Origin of the sequence: Clostridium sp. ATCC 25772, from assembly GCF_001573875.1 — a bacterium.
Classification (GTDB): domain Bacteria; phylum Bacillota; class Clostridia; order Clostridiales; family Clostridiaceae; genus Clostridium_J; species Clostridium_J senegalense.
In genome coordinates, this window is the sequence record NZ_LFRG01000033.1 from 23,457 (window position 1) to 42,286 (window position 18,830).

Annotated in this window: 19 protein-coding genes; all 19 read right to left on the reverse strand. The window is 26.5% G+C overall.

What is annotated here, in order from left to right:
* Positions 1–137: 137 nt before the first annotated feature.
* On the reverse strand, positions 138–425 hold the full coding sequence (locus AZI32_RS12050; protein WP_242865299.1) for a metal-sensing transcriptional repressor: 288 nt from the start codon (positions 423–425) through the stop codon (positions 138–140).
* 32 nt (positions 426–457) lie between these two features.
* Positions 458–1,786, reverse strand: coding sequence for an MATE family efflux transporter (locus AZI32_RS12055; RefSeq protein WP_061996079.1), 1,329 nt, complete (start codon positions 1,784–1,786; stop codon positions 458–460).
* A 214-nt stretch (positions 1,787–2,000) separates the two neighbouring features.
* Entirely contained in the window at positions 2,001–2,888 is an 888-nt protein-coding gene (locus AZI32_RS12060; protein ID WP_061996080.1) for an AraC family transcriptional regulator, read from the reverse strand.
* A 329-nt stretch (positions 2,889–3,217) separates the two neighbouring features.
* Positions 3,218–3,886 carry a hypothetical protein gene (locus AZI32_RS12065; RefSeq protein WP_061996081.1) on the reverse strand — a complete coding sequence of 223 codons (669 nt, stop codon included), beginning with the start codon at positions 3,884–3,886 and terminating at the stop codon, positions 3,218–3,220.
* A gap of 271 nt (positions 3,887–4,157) precedes the next feature.
* Positions 4,158–5,390 (reverse strand): sodium/glutamate symporter, encoded by a 1,233-nt coding sequence (gltS, locus tag AZI32_RS12070; protein WP_061996082.1) that lies wholly within the window; start codon positions 5,388–5,390, stop codon positions 4,158–4,160.
* A gap of 383 nt (positions 5,391–5,773) precedes the next feature.
* Positions 5,774–6,298 (reverse strand): dihydrofolate reductase family protein, encoded by a 525-nt coding sequence (locus tag AZI32_RS12075; RefSeq protein WP_061996083.1) that lies wholly within the window; start codon positions 6,296–6,298, stop codon positions 5,774–5,776.
* Positions 6,299–6,480: 182 nt separating this feature from the next.
* On the reverse strand, positions 6,481–7,227 hold the full coding sequence (locus AZI32_RS12080; protein WP_061996084.1) for an alpha/beta family hydrolase: 747 nt from the start codon (positions 7,225–7,227) through the stop codon (positions 6,481–6,483).
* A 193-nt stretch (positions 7,228–7,420) separates the two neighbouring features.
* Entirely contained in the window at positions 7,421–8,227 is an 807-nt protein-coding gene (locus AZI32_RS12085) for an NAD(P)H-dependent oxidoreductase (protein ID WP_061996085.1), read from the reverse strand.
* Between the two features lie 307 nt (positions 8,228–8,534).
* Positions 8,535–10,253 carry an oleate hydratase gene (locus tag AZI32_RS12090; protein WP_061996086.1) on the reverse strand — a complete coding sequence of 573 codons (1,719 nt, stop codon included), beginning with the start codon at positions 10,251–10,253 and terminating at the stop codon, positions 8,535–8,537.
* A 183-nt stretch (positions 10,254–10,436) separates the two neighbouring features.
* Entirely contained in the window at positions 10,437–10,607 is a 171-nt protein-coding gene (locus AZI32_RS18845) for a hypothetical protein (protein WP_199870174.1), read from the reverse strand.
* Positions 10,586–11,146, reverse strand: a complete 561-nt coding sequence (locus AZI32_RS12095; protein ID WP_157450904.1) for an ATPase — start codon at positions 11,144–11,146, stop codon at positions 10,586–10,588. The genes AZI32_RS18845 and AZI32_RS12095 overlap by 22 nt, the downstream gene beginning before the upstream one ends.
* A gap of 136 nt (positions 11,147–11,282) precedes the next feature.
* Positions 11,283–11,759 carry a hypothetical protein gene (locus AZI32_RS12100; RefSeq protein ID WP_061996088.1) on the reverse strand — a complete coding sequence of 159 codons (477 nt, stop codon included), beginning with the start codon at positions 11,757–11,759 and terminating at the stop codon, positions 11,283–11,285.
* 412 nt (positions 11,760–12,171) lie between these two features.
* Positions 12,172–12,786, reverse strand: a complete 615-nt coding sequence (locus AZI32_RS12105) for a DUF3267 domain-containing protein (RefSeq protein ID WP_061996089.1) — start codon at positions 12,784–12,786, stop codon at positions 12,172–12,174.
* 305 nt (positions 12,787–13,091) lie between these two features.
* Positions 13,092–13,613, reverse strand: coding sequence for a VanZ family protein (locus tag AZI32_RS12110; protein ID WP_061996090.1), 522 nt, complete (start codon positions 13,611–13,613; stop codon positions 13,092–13,094).
* A gap of 2 nt (positions 13,614–13,615) precedes the next feature.
* Positions 13,616–14,731, reverse strand: coding sequence for a hypothetical protein (locus tag AZI32_RS12115; RefSeq protein WP_061996091.1), 1,116 nt, complete (start codon positions 14,729–14,731; stop codon positions 13,616–13,618).
* Positions 14,713–15,951 (reverse strand): ABC transporter permease subunit, encoded by a 1,239-nt coding sequence (locus tag AZI32_RS12120; RefSeq protein WP_061996092.1) that lies wholly within the window; start codon positions 15,949–15,951, stop codon positions 14,713–14,715. Before AZI32_RS12120 ends, AZI32_RS12115 begins: the two co-directional genes overlap by 19 nt.
* Complete coding sequence (locus AZI32_RS12125; RefSeq protein ID WP_061996093.1) at positions 15,951–16,817, reverse strand: ATP-binding cassette domain-containing protein; 867 nt, start codon at positions 16,815–16,817, stop codon at positions 15,951–15,953. Before AZI32_RS12125 ends, AZI32_RS12120 begins: the two co-directional genes overlap by 1 nt.
* A 98-nt stretch (positions 16,818–16,915) precedes the next feature.
* Positions 16,916–18,031, reverse strand: coding sequence for a HAMP domain-containing sensor histidine kinase (locus AZI32_RS12130; RefSeq protein ID WP_061996094.1), 1,116 nt, complete (start codon positions 18,029–18,031; stop codon positions 16,916–16,918).
* Complete coding sequence (locus AZI32_RS12135) at positions 18,021–18,716, reverse strand: response regulator transcription factor (protein ID WP_061996095.1); 696 nt, start codon at positions 18,714–18,716, stop codon at positions 18,021–18,023. The genes AZI32_RS12130 and AZI32_RS12135 overlap by 11 nt, the downstream gene beginning before the upstream one ends.
* Positions 18,717–18,830 lie beyond the last annotated feature (114 nt).

Here is an 18,830-nt window from a genome sequence, read left to right on the forward strand (position 1 = left end):
TAAAATACCTAGACCTAATTTTTTATGACAAAATAGAACTTAATATAATAAATTAAGTCCTACTCTATTTTTATTATAAGTAAATTTAATAAATTTTCATTTACTATTCCTTAAGTTTATATCTTCACCTTTGTATATTATTTCATAAACTTATCAATTGCATTATTTAAATCTTTAAGTACCTTATCATCACCTGTTTCTATGGCATCAACAACACAATTTTCAATATGATCTTGTAAAATAATTTTACCAATATTATTTATTGCTGATTTTACCGCAGAAACCTGTATTAATACTTCACTACACTCTCTACCTTCTTCAACCATCCTTTTTACAGATTCTAAATGTCCTATTGCTCGTGAAAGTCTATTTACTACAGCCTTTGTATTCTTATGTGTATGCTTATGTTTATTATTTTCATCCATATAACTATTCTCCTTTTTATTCATTATATTAATTATATAACTATCTTCTTCCATTTTCCATTTAAGAAGCGCTTTAATAAAAGAATCCCTCTAATTGTAATATCAATAACATAAGCCATCCATACACCTATCAAACCAAACCCTAATAAAACACCAAATAAATAACCTATCCCTACTCTAATACCCCAAATACCTATCAAAGTGGAATACATAGGGAACTTAGTGTCTCCAGCCCCTTGTAGCGCACTAGTAAATATTTGTGTTATAGCTACAAAAGGTTGAAATAGAGCTATCAATCTTAAAACTTTTATAACCATTTCTTGAACTTCTTTTGTATTTGTAAAAATGCTTGCAAGTTGTGGCGCAAAAATAAAAAATATAATTCCAATACTAACCATCAAAATAGTGGTTATAGAATATGATAGAAAAACCATTTCATTAGATCTTTTAACATTATTCTCTCCAAGAGTTATTCCAATAAGGGTTGTTGTGGCAACACCAAATCCCATTGCTGGTATATAAGAATAACTTTCAATATTCCCAGCTACATTATGGGCTACATATGCTGATATACCAATAGAAATAATCATACCATTATAAACTATTTGACCTAATCTCATAATTAATTTTTCAATTCCTGCTGGTATTCCTATTTTTACAATAGACTTAATAGTTTCCTTTTCAATACTCCATTTTTTCAATTGAAGATTAACTCCATTTTTATTTTTTTTCAGTTTTACTATAAGAATTACAACATTCATTATACGTGAAACTGTTGTAGCTAGTGCTATTCCAACAATACCCATTCCTATATTTATAAAAATGAAATTTAATATTATATTTAATATATTTGCAATTCCAGTAGCTATCATTGGTGTCTTAGTGTCCTTTGTTGCTCTTAAACAACTAGATAAAATAAGTGCTAAAGAAAGAATTACTGATGGAACTACCACAATTATGTAATAAGGTGTTGCATAAGATAATACTTTATCAGAAACACCTGATATCATTAATATTTGTTTATAGAATATAAAATTAATTAAACCAACTATTAAACCAATTATTGCACCTAATATAATAGATTGTTTTATAACAGAATTTACTTTATCAATGTCTTTTTTTCCAAAATTTCTAGCTACAATAGCACTTGTTCCTATACTAATAGCTGTAAAAAATGTAATAAACACATTAACTATTAAATTTGTAACTCCAATTGCTGCAATTGCACTATCATTAATTTTACCTGCAAAATATGTGTCAACGGTTCCTAAAAAAGTTTGAAGAATATTCTCAATAACTACAGGTATAGCTAAAATACAAATAGAAGCAATATTATTTTTATTTTTCCTTAAATATGACATTATCTCACCCTTTCATATCCCCCTATAGGGGATATGAAAAGAATATCATTTATATGTAAATTTTACAATACTTAATCTTCACTTTAATTACTCCCGTATTTTATCATCTTAAATTTTTTAAAAACATTTTTAATATAAGCATAACTAAAAAAAGAGATGGATTGCTTTTTTAAAGTACTCCATCTCCTTTATTCTAATATTTTACTTATAATAATTATCTTTCTACTACAGGTATATAAATATCCATTACAGTGTCTTTTCTTCCATGACATCTCTCATCGTAAAATTCAAAATCCAATTTACTTTCATCAAATCTATATTTACTATCTTTAAACCAATCTTCAAATATATATTTCCAAGTTTCTTTTATTATATTAGCAAATTCTTTCTGTTCTATATCATTACTTGTGTCTACTGGTGGAGTTGTAAATATAGCATATGTTGCTTCTGGTACATCTACTGATATCATATCATCTGTAACCTTTGTAAAATCATCAACTATAACCCCAAGAAGATATATTGCATCTCCACTTTCATCATTTGATGACACACACAATCCTACTTCGCCATGTTTTGGTGGATTTAAGATTTCATACATTTTACTTTCTAAATTTTCACCATCATAATTACTCCAAAATGAAGCAATATCTTTTGTATAATTTCCATTAGTAACATTTGTTTTAATACCATATCCAGCAACCTTAAATGCTGATTTTTTTAATATAACAGGATTCATAATATACCCTCCAATTTTCAAGATTGATTTTTCATCAAAATATCCATCCATACGTTTTAAATACTCTGTAGGACTAAATCCATATTCTTTTTTAAATGCCTTTGAAAATCCATTATGTGTATCAAAACTATACTCAAGTGCAATATCAATTATTTTCTTTCCACTAAATAGGTCTATTGCTGCTAATGCAAGTCTTCTTTTTTTTACATAATCCATTAAAGTCATTCCTTGATTAATATTAAATACTCTAGAAAAATGAAAAGTAGAATATCCACATTCTCTAGCTATTATTTCTGGTGTCAAATCCATCTTTATATTTTTTTCAATAAATTCAATGCACTTTGATATAGACTTGCTGTAATTCAATGTATCACCTTTCCTTTTCTCACTTGTTAATTATATTTTATCAATAAAACTTAAACTCTACTGTTCCTAAATTGCTAAAAAAATGTTAGTACTAATAACCCCTCTACTATTTTCTTTCCAACAAAATAAGTTTAACCTATTATTAAAATTAATCTTCTATACGTTAATATATCCATTGAATAAATTATACTTTTATAAATACTTTTTAATTTTCTTATTTTGAGATTTGTACACATTTTTATAAAGAAAATAGAGCTATTGCTCTATTAATTTTAATTAACTTTACAATAGCTCATTTAACTTAAATTCTAAAATTGAAAGTATTTGATTTACATAATAGTAATAAAAGATATATATTTTAAAGGAACTATATAGAAAGTTGGTGGAAAACCAATTTCTACACTTTGAACCCATACCAATTGAGAATCATAAGCTACTATTCTACCTCTTACAGGATTGAAAGAACGATCAATAGCGTCTACACCTATTTCATATACAGCAGTACTATTAAATGGATTACACTTGCAATTAACTAGTACATCTAGTATATCTTTATTACATGAACAATCATTACTATAAATTTTTATGCCTTTATATAATCTTTTTAATTCTCTTAATAAAATGTCAACGCCTCGTGGTTGAACTACAAATGCTACAGCTCTTAAAGCACATACTGGTATTATTGTGTTTCTATCTGTATTATCAAATGCTGGATTATAGCCAGCTGGTACACTTATATCTGCTTGTAAAGATACAAAATCATCATAAGTCAATGAAGGAGTGATTCCTCCAACTGCATCAAGTCTATTAAATAAAGTATAAAACCTCAAGCCATAATGTTGAGCAGGAACATCTATAGTTAAATCTAAATAATCAAAATTTAATACTAGTTCTAAAGCTTTTATTAAACTGTCTTTTAAACATAAACTGTTTTTTGGACATAAATTATTGTGTTCTGGTTTATTATTACAATAATATTTTTCTGAATATTCACCCATGCAAAAACACTCCTCATAACTATAATTTATAGGTAAACTTCGACCTATACTATATTATATTTAAGTTATGCATATAAGTTTCCTTTTAATTTAAATTTTTTTAATTATGAATACTCATTATTACTTTTCTGTATTATAATTGAAAGCCACTAACTATGTGGTTTTCACAATATTTTATTTTTTTATAATTAATTGTAAAACTTTTTAAAGTAAACAAATTTATATTACTATTTCTTTTTATTTTTTAAAAATATTTTAAATTTTCAAAAAATTATTTAAATAAGTTCATAAAAAGTACAATAGTTGGAATACCTATAACATCAATTAAAAATGCACCTACCAATGGAACTATTAGAAAAGCTTTTGCAGATTGTCCATATTTTTCAGTAACTGCACTCATATTAGCTATAGCATTAGGAGTCGCCCCAAGTCCATGTCCTGCCATTCCAGCTGCCATAACTGCTGCATCAAAATCTTTTCCTACTAACTTAAATACAACAAATGTAGTGTATAATATCATAAATACTACTTGTGCAATAACTATTATTAATAATGGTCCAGCAAGTCCTGATAACTCCCATAGCTTCAATGTCATTAATGCCATTGATAAGAAAATTCCAAGACATGTATTTCCCATAATATCTATTAAATTAAAATTTAATTTTACAATATGTTTTTTATCATTTATATTTCTAAAGATTACTGCTATAAACATAGCACCTACATAGCCTGGTAAAGAAAGCCCTGTAACATTTGAAAACCACTCACTTACAATTGACCCTATTGTCATACACACTGTTATTACAGCTAGATGAATCATAATGTTCTTAGTTGTAACTTTTGAGCTATTTTCATCATTTACTACTTCATCATAGGATGTTGTATCATACTCACTAATTGTAGACGGTTTCAATTTGTATTTATCTATTAGTCCCTTTGCAATAGGTCCTCCTATAAGACCTCCACATATGAGCCCAAATGTAGCTGCTGCTATAGCAACTGTTTTTGCCCCACTAACGCCCATAGTCTCAGCAGTTTTTCCAAAGGCAGCTGCAGCTGCATGTCCACCTTCCATAGATACCGAACCTGCCATAATTCCAAACATAGGATGAATGCCAGTAATTTTTGCAAATACAACGCCAATAACATTTTGAGAAATAGCAAGAACCCCACAAAGAATCCAATATATAACTAAGCACTTTCCACCCTTTTTAAGTAGTTTAAAACTTGCACCAAGTCCAATAGTTGTAAAGAAAGCTATCATAAAAGGTGACTGAAAAGTTGTATCCATATCAATTGTTACTAAATTGCTTTGTTTTAAAATTAAAGTAAGTATTGAAAATAGTAAACCGCCAATTACAGGTGCCGGAATACAGAATTTTCTTAAAAAAGATACTTTTTTTATAATCCAATAGCCTAATAATAATAACAAAATTGCAATGGCTAAGGTCGCCACCATATCAACTTTAAGAACAAGTAAACCTTCTATTATTTCTGTTTTCATGATTCTACCCCCTATAAGTCATATAAAAATAGATAATAAAATGGCTTTATATCTTACTAGTATTTTAATATTATTTCCATATATTATCTACACATATAATAACTATTAATAAAAGGTTTACATTGTTTTTGCCTATTGGTTCAAATGACTTAAACTATTGAAAATCCATAATATATATTATCTTAAAATTAATGTTATAATCAACTGCTAATATATAAATAATATCTTATGAAAAAAGGAACAATATGCAAATATTTTTATAGAATTAAATTTTTAGATACTGTATTCTGTAACTATCCTTATGAAAATAGAGAACTACTTACAAGCGCTTATATATATATTTGTAACTAAATTTATAATTATTGAGTTGAAACAAAAGGAATTTATCTTTTTATATATTTTAATATTGTAATTCCATTGTCAATAATACATTCTTGTAGGTGTAAATCTATTTTAGGGTTATTTTTTAAAAATAGCGGTCTTCCACTTCCTAATATGGTAGGTATTATACCAATTATATATTCATCTATAATATTAGCCTTTATAAAGTTGTCAATAAGAACTCCACCACCAAATAAAAATATGTCTTTACCTTCTTTTTTTCTTTCTTCTAATATTTTATTACATATGTCACCATTAATAAAATGTATATTGTCATAGTCCTGTATGTTTTGGGATGTTGCTACATACACCTTTTTCTCTTTAAAATCACTTAAAAAGTTTTGCTCATAACAATTTTTACCCATAACTACAACATCTATATTATTTAAAAACTCATCATAATCCCATTTCTTTTCTGTATTTAATTTATCATAGCCATCTCCAACTATCCAATCAAATCCTCCTGTTTCTGATGCAATATATCCATCAATACTTATTGCTAAATTTAATATTATTTTTCTGCCCATACTATTCTCCTAACTTTCTATTATATCTAGTGTATTGCCCCACTAATACTTGTATTTATATGTTTCATACATAGACTACATATAAATAATGTAGTCTATACTTTTTTATTTAATATACATTCAATATTGTAATATTGGACATTATAATAACAAATTATTACATCTTTTATACTGATGTATCCTTAATTCATACTATCCAAAAGTTTTATAATGCATTTGGATGTGTAATTCATCTGCTCTTTATTTGTTATAGTAGCTTCTCCATCGCCACTTTGATGTCCATAATCCCCAAAGCCTCCATGATTTCCACCTTTTATTTCAATGAATTCTGAGTTACTTGGCATAACATTTTTAGCTTCTTTTACTTTATTTAAATTTGCTACCTTATCATTGCTTCCCCATAAAGATAAAGTTTTTATGTTGCTATTTCTAAAATCTTTTTTATCTTGAGGATATGATGCTAACAATACTAACCCCTTTATACTATCATTTTTAAGTGCATAATCCGATGCCATAACTCCACCTAAAGAGTGTCCTCCTATAACCCAATTATGGATATCATTATACTTATTTATTATATCATCTGCTCTATTTGGAGATAAAATTGCTAAATTAAATCTCATTTTAGCAATAACAACGGTATATCCATTAGAAGCTATTTCTTTAGCTATAGGTGCATATGCTGACATTTCTACCTTAGCACCTGGATAAAAAATAAATCCTATATCTTTACCATTAGCTACTGGTTTAAATAAAATATCTCCATCTTTTTCTACTTGAACTACTGAATCAGATTTTAAGTTATCCAATGCTAAAGAACTAGCTCTATAATAAGAATTTACATAAATAAAAAATGTTGAAACTAATATTACTAATAAAATAGTCATTGCTGTAACAATCTTAAATTTTAAAGATTTTTTTCCTTTCATATTAAACCTCCTTTACTTAATCAATTTATCTATTTTAAATAAATATTTTGCCATGTTTAAAATCTCATATTATAACCACTTTTTTATTTTTTTATAATATAAGATTTATATTATATTCATCCCACTTATACATACTTTTAAATATATATATAATTATTATATAACTCATTTCTTAAAATAAATTATTATTACGCTATTTATTATAAATTGATTTATCTTTTAACTTCTTACCACTTGAATTGATAATTATTTTTAATATATTTCCAAACCCTTTTTTAAACAAATTAATATTTACATCATAAAAATAGTTTGAATTAAGCCAACCTTTTTCTTTCCAAAAATCATAGTCTGCTTGAGAAGTAAATGTCTTGGTTCTTAAACAGTTAAACATAAAAATATCATAAAACGTAGGAATATGTGGTATATTATCTATTATAATTTTTATAAATATTTCCGATAACCTTTCAACCTTTTCAACCTTTCTTTTATGGTAATTTTTATCATATACCCATGCTGAATTTTCATTTTCAAAAAACATAGGAGATACAATGCCAATTGTCCCCACTAAATTACATCCCCAACCACATACAGTCATTTTGAGATATTTATTTACTTGCCTATGTCCACCACCACCTGTGGTCACAACTGTTAATACTGGTTTTCCTATTAACTCCTGGCGGTGAAACATATACGATAATCTATCAAATATTCGTTTTAATGGTGCAGGCACTTGATATGCATATACTGGTGAAGCAAAAATAATACCATCAGCATTTAAAAACTTATCCTTAATTTTATATAAATCATCTTTACATGGACAAAACTTTTCACCCTTTTGAAAACACATATCACAGCCTTTGCATTCCTCAATTATATAATCATTTAAAAATATATATTCAAAATCTACAGTATAATTTTTTTTAAAATTCTTTTCAATTAATTTACATATGTTATAACTATCTCTTTTTCTAGGACTCCCCATCAATACAACAACTTTCATTTAATTAACCCTTTCTTTCTAACACATCAAACATGTTATATTTGTATTATATATTCAATATTGGTTAATATCACGTATCAATTAAAATTATTTTATACATTTTTATTTTTTGCAATACATTTATATTAAATACAACAAAAGCGTGCATTCACACGCTTTTACATGTATTTTATAAGTTTTTATAGAAATTTACAAATGAAGTCATTTCAGAAATTTTTAGCTACTATTTTAAAGTTCAAATTTCTCTAGAAAATCAAGTTATAAGATAGTAAGCATTACACTTACTAAGTAACATTATAGATATTTTTTATCTGTAAGCTGTTTTTAATGCATCTTTTAAAACCTTTGGATGTTTTTTATAAGGAGTCACAGGACGTACTTTTTTATTTTTAACATTAAATAATGTATATATGGCAGTTCTTGCTGCACGTACAGAATATTCTTCTGTAAATACCATATCTTCTGGTATTTCAACAAATTGACTAATCATAGCAAAATTTGTTGAACCCTTTGGCACAACCTTTGGACGATCTGTCATCTTACGTGGTTGAAACTGTGAATCTATATATGGCATCATACATGGAATAACATTTACTACCGTCTCTATTATCTCCTCAAGTTCATCTTCCATATGTAAATGATGTAAAAGTTCTATTAATATCTCTTCACCGGTACAATTGCGCATAGGCTTTTTAACATAATCACCAATTTTATCTGTATATAGACCATATCCCCAAAAGATAGTTGTATCCATTGGTTGATTTTTAAAATGTGGTTGTGCTGCAACAACAATACTCATTAACCAACTAGAATCTTTAAATGTCATCAAAGCTCCACTACCAGGAATATTAGAAGAATATTTTTCAATTAATTTTAAAAGCTTATTACCTTTACAAGTTACAGTAAAGCTTTCCCAATTAGTTTCTTCTGGATGTCCGAAGAAAGGTTCTGGATTACCTAATCCATCCTTCTTATCAGCTACTTTCCTCCAAAGTTCTCCGGATATTGGATTTTCCGGTTTATACTCAGCAGGTGTGTACATATCACCTAAAGTTGCACAATCAGTCATACATCCATTTGTCATAATACAAACATCTCCAGGATTTAATTTTATGATTTCTTTGCCATTATCATTTTCTATATGTATAGCAGTTACTGTAATACCTTCTCCCTGTTTAAAATCTAAATCTGTTACATTTGAATTAATACTAAAATCAACTCCAAATTCATCTAGATAAGCCCTTAATGGAAGAATAACCGATTCATATTGATTGTATGCTGTACGTGTAACACCTTCTAAAGTTTCAATACGGGAAAATTCAAAAATCATACGTTCCATATAACGTTTAAATTCAAATAGACTAGACCATTTTTGGAACGCAAAGGTTGTTTGCCACATGTACCAAAAGTTAGTTTCAAAAAAATGAGGGGTATTTTCAAACCATTCCTCAATAGTCATATCATCTAAACTCTCTTCTGGAGTAATCATTAATTTACCAAGAGCAATCCTATCAGAATTATTAAATCCCATGGTAGTAACATCTTGAATAAATCCATATTTGTCTATTAATCGTGCTTGTGCATGGGTTGGATGTAAATGGTCAAAATTAAGAATTTCTTCAGTAACGCTTTTGCCTGGCAACTCTAGAGATGGAATACTTGAAAATAGTTCCCAGAAATTTTCATAGGTTTCTTCATTTAACATTCTACCACCACGACATACAAAGCCATATTCTTCATTACCTGCACCATCATTACTACCACCAAGGACTTTCATGCCTTCTATAATATGAATGTTTTCACCTTTAAAATTACAATCTCTTATAAGGTAGGCTGCACCAGCTAAAGAAGCCAATCCACCACCAACAAAGTATACTTGCTTATCTTCATTATCACCATATGTAATTGATATTTCAAATGTTTTTGAGTTATTTTTAATCTTTTTCGCTCCTACAGATGCTATAGTTACTGCACCAGCTAAAGCTCCTAATATAATCAAGGGATTTATACTATTTTTTTTACTCATATAACTATCCTCAACTTTCACTTTATTAATATATTATTTTCTATATTAGTTTAAAACAGATTAGTTATAATTATTCAATTTGTACATTTTATCTTAAACTTATACCTTTTTTTATAATACTAAAAACCGTATCACTTAATTAGTAATACGGCTAAAACTTATCTATAAATATAAACTAATATCTTATTTATTAATATCTACATGTTCTATGTTTTTTATAGATAAATATGCAATAAATACCCCTATAAGAGCAAGAGTTATTGGTACTGCAATAATGGAATTTAATGAAATCTCATTACTATTTGAACCTACAAGTGATAACTGAAATATATCTATAATATTTTTCTTGACCATTTTGGCATCTCTTTATTACTCCATATAAGTTTTCCATGTTGAAATTTCATTATTTCATTAAGTTTATATGTATTATCATAAATATTTATTTCATCACATAACTCAATTAAACCTATTAAATTTTCTAGCGAATCATAATATCTTCTTTCAATAGCCTCATCTGGTATTCCATGTCCACCTTTACTAACTCTTATTTTAACTCTTTCTTTAGCAACCTCAGGACTTTCTACACCTATATAATTCATTACAATATAAAAATTATTATTTTTTGCTTTCTTTATATTATTAATAATACTTTTACCTGATAAAGTTGTTTCTTGATTAAATGATGTTCCTTCCAAAATATAAGTCTTTATTAATTTAACAGCTTCTCTTGCACATCTTATTTGAAGCTTATTATCTTTCCATGAGCCGATTTTTCCCACCATTTCATCAGTGTTTATTCTTTTTTCATCTCTATTTTCACTTAAATACATACACTTATACATTGATGTTTTTCCTGCACCATTTACACCTGCAAAAATAGTATAATGTTTCAACTTATCTTTCATACTTATAAACCTCCTGAAAAACTATTTATACAGTATTATATATCTAACTATAATTTAGTTGTCAAAACTTCTTGCTAATTCCAGAATATATTTTTACATATATAATTTTCTAACTTAATAGAGTCTATCTTGCAAAAATACGTGAAAAAAGCTGAAATAATGCAACTAAACCACCAATAGCAATACCTATACCTAATTTTAAAATAATGTAAAGTTTAGTACCTATTAATGGGATTGTTTTAATTTTTTCATATTGAACACATGAAAGGGCTTCTACTCCCCAACCAGCAAAAAATAAATAAATACTGCAAAATAAAATCAATACAAATTGGCGTTGCCCTTTAAACCCTTCCATATATGTCATATACATAGGAACAGTGGCAATTCCTATACCAAATAAAATTTTTATCATAAGTTTTATTTCTTTAATATAAAAAAGGAAAATATCTCTTTTATGATTTTTGCAATACTCCTTATAACTAGCTTTTATTGTATTTTGAGTGTGAAACCCCATTTTATTCATGTTATTATAGCGCATTTTCACTTCGCTAAAACTACTATTTGATGGGATTTGTAAAATTGTAAATATATCGCTTTTCATTTCATGCTCCTTAAAAGGATTAAAATCTGACTTAAAATATTCATTTTAGACAAATATAATCCTTATTTAAACTCTTTTATTATTTTATTTTCTTATGTCAACATAATAATATGACTTTAAATCTTTTTTTAATTTTCCTTTAAAATTATTTTTATATATTTTTTATGTAAAAATAAATTTCCTTATCCAATTCATATTAATCCTATGCTTGTTAAATTTCTATAAATTAACACAGCTATAGGGTTCCAAGTTGACTTTTAAAATTACCCATTACAAAACTTGGATACCCCAAATAGTGAGACATGCTCTGAATCGCTTAGAATTCAACACTATATCTTGTATGAAAATATTTTAAGGTTATTGAATAAATTTAAATTGGAGCTTGTTTCCCTATAATTCTTATAATTAAAACTTACTTAAAATATGTTTCAAACCCATTGTTCACAATATATGAACCCTTTGGAACTTGAATTGTTACAATACATATGTTTAAACAATCTACACATGATCCCATTGCATTTATTAAACATAAAAATATAGTAAACCAATTTAATAATCCAAAAATATTAAGAATGAAAGGTAATAGAATTGATAATAAAATGAATGGCATAATAGAAATAATTAAAAACCTGTTCTTTTTTATTTTTTCAGTAGTAAAAACAAATCCACAAACTCCATTAATACCCCAATATGTTTTATCTGATTTTAATACATTAGGTATGAAACAAGCATGTAGAAATTCATGTATTGTCATAAACAATAAAATCACACCAATATATATTAGCGAAAATGAATCTAATTTGAATTCAATACTAAAACTATGGGTACTACTAAAAAACTCTTTTAACGGTGGATACAAATAAAATGCAATAGCAACAGAAATAATTCCATTTATAAACATGAAAGGCACTGAGAGTAAAGTTGCCATAGCTAAATTAGATGGTTCCTTTAGTTTTTTCCATCCTTCACTTATTAATTTGTTGCTTAACTCTTTATCCGAATTGGGTATTTTTTTTATATATTTCATTAATCACAATCCTTCCTTTAAATATATGATATATTACCTATATAACATACTGAAAATACTATAACATGCTACTATTTTTCATTAAATTGTATTTTATATAATATTTATTGTAACATAATTTACAAAATATCACATATATTAGACTTATATTTACAAAAATTTTACTTTATTATAAAATTTCAACTTATTTTTTTTATAAAGTAATTTTTTCACCTTTTTAATACGTATAAACTCCCATAATTTTGCATGCAAAACAAAACAAGATAGAACGTTTAAGTCCTATCTTATTAACTTTATAAAATTTATTAATTATAAATATATATAAGAGTATCTAATGCAACAACTAAAATTCCTGCTAATCCACCTAAAATTCCTATTATTTTTACTACATACTTTTCAGGAAATACTTTTTTTGCAAACTTATAAATAATAATTCCTAAAAAACCACCTAATGTGTTTAAAAAAACATCATTTATATCTAATGCTCCTATTCTAAATATATATTGAGTTAATTCCACAATTACACTGATTTCTAAAGATAATAGTAAAGATTTTTTCCAATTATCTTTTATAACTATATTATAAAGAATAGGAAGTGGTACGAATAACAAAATATTTCCTATTATTGAATTTTTATTATAACCTACAGAACAATTAGCATCCCAAATATCTTTAAATAAAATTAGATTTATTCCTCGATAATCTGGATGATTCCATGTAATTAGCTGCAATGGATTATCTAAGTACTTAAATATTAAAATATTAAGTAATATAAGAGTGTAAACTATTATAATAAAACCATATATAAATTTCCATTTTTTCTTCATTTTTAAACTTCCTTTCTATTAATGGAAAAAGTTAATGCTATAAAAGAGATTATAAATACTATTAATACTTCAATCATAATTTCATATGGTTCCCAAATTCTGAAATCTAAAGAAAATTCATTCATACTGATAAATACCTGATGAGTTGATATAGGAATTGCATTTAGTAAATATTTTATTAAATTTGTTGAAAATGACATAAACTTACTTACAATTATATAAAACATATTTAAACCAACACCTATAGCTATAACTACAGTGGTTTTCTTTAATTTTAAAGATAAATATCCCATTACCGTAGATAACGCAAAAACCCCTATAACTTCTGCCATTGCCATAATTAATATAGTTTGTCCTATTGTAAAATTACCATAAGAAAATAATGAAATCATTTTAAAGCTACTTTTTAATCCTTTAAATCCAAACTTAGAACTTATTATAAATACTGTTCCTAGAGTAGCTATTATAGTCAATAAAACTCCATAAATAATTACTGGTAAAACTCTTATGAACATATTTTTTTTATAAAATTTTGTTGTCATAATAATATCCATACTACCATCTTCAAAACTCTCTGAATAAGTACTTGTTGCAAAGAATGTTACTAGAAATGCAATTATCATATAAATGATTTGAATGTTTCCTAATACAAAAGGATATATGCGATGTTCATGATATTGCTTAAATGGAATCTTAACTTGATTTAATTTCTCCTTAGCTATTTCTTGTTGTGAAGAAGGAAGTTTCTTGATTAATGCCTCAAATTTATATTTCCAACATTGATAAAAATCTTTTGCAAATTTATCTGGGTAATCCTTGACTTTCCCCTCAGTATATAAAATACCTGGATAGGTATTAACAAGACTATTAATAACCTCTAGCTCATATATATAATTTAACTCTTCTGATTTTTCATCACGAACTTTTTTAAGTGCAATTAAAAGTTCATCTTCTTTAATATCTCCCTCATAAAAATACTCTTGTTGCAAATTATAGTTTATGTCATTTTCATCATGTATTAACATAAAATTTAAACCTAGTGTAATAATTAAAATGCCAATCACAGAGAATAAAACATATTTTGTAAACAAGCGGCGTTTTATTTCTTGAAACAACATTTTATTCCCCTCCTAACGTAAGTCCATGAAGCCAATATTAAACTAATTAAAATTAGTAATAGACTTATTGTTAATCTTAGTTTGAAAGATAATATTGCTTTGCCAAAAATAGAAACCACCGGTACCCCAATATTTAAAAAAGAAAATATTACATTACCTGGTAAAATAAAATTAATAAAGTTTAGTATTGGATTGCTTAAACCCATGGATACAGATAATATAAATCCACTAATAATCACTAGCACTATAATAATCATTACTATTGAAGTTTTCTTACTTATAGATGAAATGAAAGTGGTAAATGCAGAAATAGTAATTGTTCCTATTAATCCAAAAATAATTATATTTTTCATAAGTTCATCTAAATTATAAGGCAACACTGTTTTCATAAATACTTGGGCTGATGTTTGAAGGGCATCTGCTGGTAGATAATGCTTTAAAATTACTACATATGTTCCCATTCCCACAGTATATATTAGAACTGCCATAATTAGTGGTAACAAAAGTTTGGGACATAATAAATTTTTTCTTCCTTTTTTAGTTGTGGATATAATTTCATCTAAACCACTTTCTTTATCCCTTGCAACAATACCACTTGAAAAGAATCCAGCTATTATTAAAAGAACAAAAGTAAAAATTTGTATATGTTCAATACCATCACTCCAAACCTCAGAACCTCCATAGTAAGTGTATGGTTTTTCTACTTCATTCCACATTTTTAAAGATAATTCTTTTTCAGCTTCATTTTTCAACTTTAAATTCATCATATACTCATAGCATATATCTTCATTTTCATAAAAACTTTTTCCTGCATTCTCAGGAAGTTTTGCATATCCATTTATAGATTCTCCCCTAATGTTTTTCAATTGAATATTCTGCATTACTAAACTATCAGCATAAACAGCATATTGTAATAAATCTTTAGTAATTTTTACATCACTTTCATCATCACTTCTTAATGCATTAACAAATGTATCACGCCCTTTTTGAAATTTACCTTCAGTCATTTTTCCAGCAGTAACATTTCTATCCTTAGCTGCAATTTCTATTGCTGCTTTACCTTTATATTCTTTATAACATCCTGTTTGCATAAAATCTGCTGTAGCTCCTCCTATAATAAACCAAGCCCATAAAACAGCAAAAATTATAGGAATTAAAACATATAATATAAATCTTTTTGCACTTATTTGACGTTTAAATTCAGAAATAAACAGATCCATTATTTAACCTCCTTTATTTTTGAAAGGTAAAAATCATTAAGATTAGGTTTCACTTTTTTACTATTTTCTAATGGTTCTTTTGCAATATATCTAATTGCTACTAATCCATCTCCTTCATTTCTAAAATTCATTACTTTATACTTCTTTTCTAACATATGAACCTCTTCTTCTCTTACCAATGCTTCAAAAACCATACCGTCAATAGAATTAATTAAAGCATTACTTTCTCCATATTCAATAATTGCTCCTTTTTCCATAAGTATAAGATAGTTTGCAATAAATTCTATGTCAGAAACAATATGAGTAGATAAAATAATAATCTTTTCTTTACTAATTGTTGTTAAATATTGACGAAAGTTTTTTCTCTCTTCAATATCTAAACCAGCTGTTGGTTCATCAACAATTAAAATATCTGGATTATTTAACATTGCTTGACAAATACCTACTCTTCTTTTCATACCTCCAGAAAGCTTATCTACTTTTTTACGTCTTACGTCAGATAGGTTAAACTGTTGTAACAAATCTATAATCCTTTTATTTCTTAATTCTTTATCAATTCCTTTTAAAGAAGCTATATATTTTAGAAAATCCTCTACGGTTTGATTTTTATCATAACCAAAATGTTGAGGTAGATAACCTATTTTATCTAAATACTTTCCACCTAAACTAGAGATTGAATGACCATCAAAAAATATTTCTCCTTTACTAGGCCTTAAATTTCCTACCATCATTCTCATAAGTGTTGTTTTTCCAGCTCCATTATGTCCTAGAAGTCCCCATATTCCAGGTGTAAAATTTAAATCAACATCCTTTACAGCCTTTAAATCTTTGAATTCTTTTGTCACTTTATCAATTTTTAATTCCATGTTATTCCTCCTAAAATAAATAAACCTTTGTTCTAACATTAGTTTATCAATGATTGGACAAAGGTTTATTTATGATTTATTTAGAATTTATAAAGATTTTATAAAGATTTTGGTAAATGAATAATAAATTTAGTATGTCCTTTTAAGCTTTCTGCTTTTAATATTCCATCATGTCGTTCAACAATTTCTTTTGCAATAGCAAGTCCTAAACCAGAACCAGATGATTGACTTCTAGCCTTATCTCGACGATAAAATTTTTCAAATATAAGCTCAAGTTCTTGCTTAGATATTATATCTCCATCATTTTCAACAATTATAATTACTGAATTATTTTTCTCTTTACCAGTTACTTTAATAATTGAATCATTATTACTATAACTAATTGCATTTTTTAATAAGTTATTTAAAACTCTCGCTAAAAGTGTTCCATCACCATAAATTCTAAGATTTGATGAAACATTCAAATCTAATTTCAATTGTTTTGGTAATAGTAATGGATATAATTCGTCAGTTATTTGTTCAAGAAAAAACTCTCCATTAATTTCTGTTTTATTTAAAGGTATATCTTGAAGATTAAATCTTGTAATATCAAAAAATTGATTAGTTAAATCCTCCAAATGATATGCCTTGTCCAATACCCTCTTTAAATATTCTTTACGTATATTTTCAGCTACTTCTGATTCTTCTAAAATATTAAGATAGCCAATAATACTAGTTAATGGTGTTTTTAAATCATGGGCAAGATATGTAACTAAATCATTTTTCTTTTGTATTTCCATTTCTATACGTTGTCTTATCTTTTCTTTTTCATTTAAAATTGATTTAATTTCCATATCAATCACCTTAAATTCTTGAACTTCACTTGGATTTTCTCCATTTTGAAATAAACTTATTCTTTCTTCAACTTGCTCTAAAATTTTTTTATTTTGTCTATTACTTGATATTTTAGAAGCAAAATGAACACATATTTCTAAAATTAAAAATCCTCCAACAGCAAGAAATGTTAATATATCTCTTAATCTATCCCATCTAAAACTTCCCCTTATAATATGAAATCCACCTACACTTAATGCTTCTTCTCTATCATCAAGAATTGTTCTTACAAAATACTCTGCTACACTTCCTTGTAAATAACCATCAATAAATATAAGTACAAATATATATGCTATAAATGCAATAATATAAAAATTCCATTTCCACTTCTTACACTTCAATTATGTAACCTACCCCCCATACAGTTTTAATATATTGCGGTTTTTCTGACGAATCACCTATTTTTTCTCTTAAATTTCTAACATGTACTGTAATAGTATTAGTTGATTTTGAGAAATACTCATCATTCCAAATTAAATGAAATAATTCCTCTCCACTTAAAACTTGTCCTTTTCTGTCTAACAAAACCTCTAAAATCTTAAACTCAGTTGGTGTGAGCTTGACATCTTCTCCATTGATGTTTACCTTTTTGCTTTTCTTGTTTAATATAAGACCCTTATAATAGATTTTATCTGAGTTATCCATATCAAATTCATTATCTCCGTATTGATTATAACGCCTAAGTTGTGCTTTTACCCTAGCAATAACTTCTAATGGATTAAATGGTTTTGTAATATAATCATCAGCACCATAACTTAATCCTAATATTTTATCCTGATCTGCATTTTTAGCTGTAATCATTATAATAGGAAAATGATATTTTTTTCTTATATTTTTGCAAATAGTAAGTCCATCTATATCAGGAAGCATTAAATCTAAGATAATTAAATCTAGTTTATTATCTATTTGTTTCATAGCTTCATATCCATTTTCAGCTTCTAAAATCTCATAAGACTGACCTTCTAAATAAATCTTTAAAATTTTTCTAATATCTTCATCATCTTCAACAATTAATATTTTCTCCATAATGTCCCCACCTTTATTAATTCATATATTTATTATACTATAATAGTGCAAAAATACTTGAATAATTTTACAACTGAATAAAATAAAAAACATTTATGATAAATCCTTGTTATA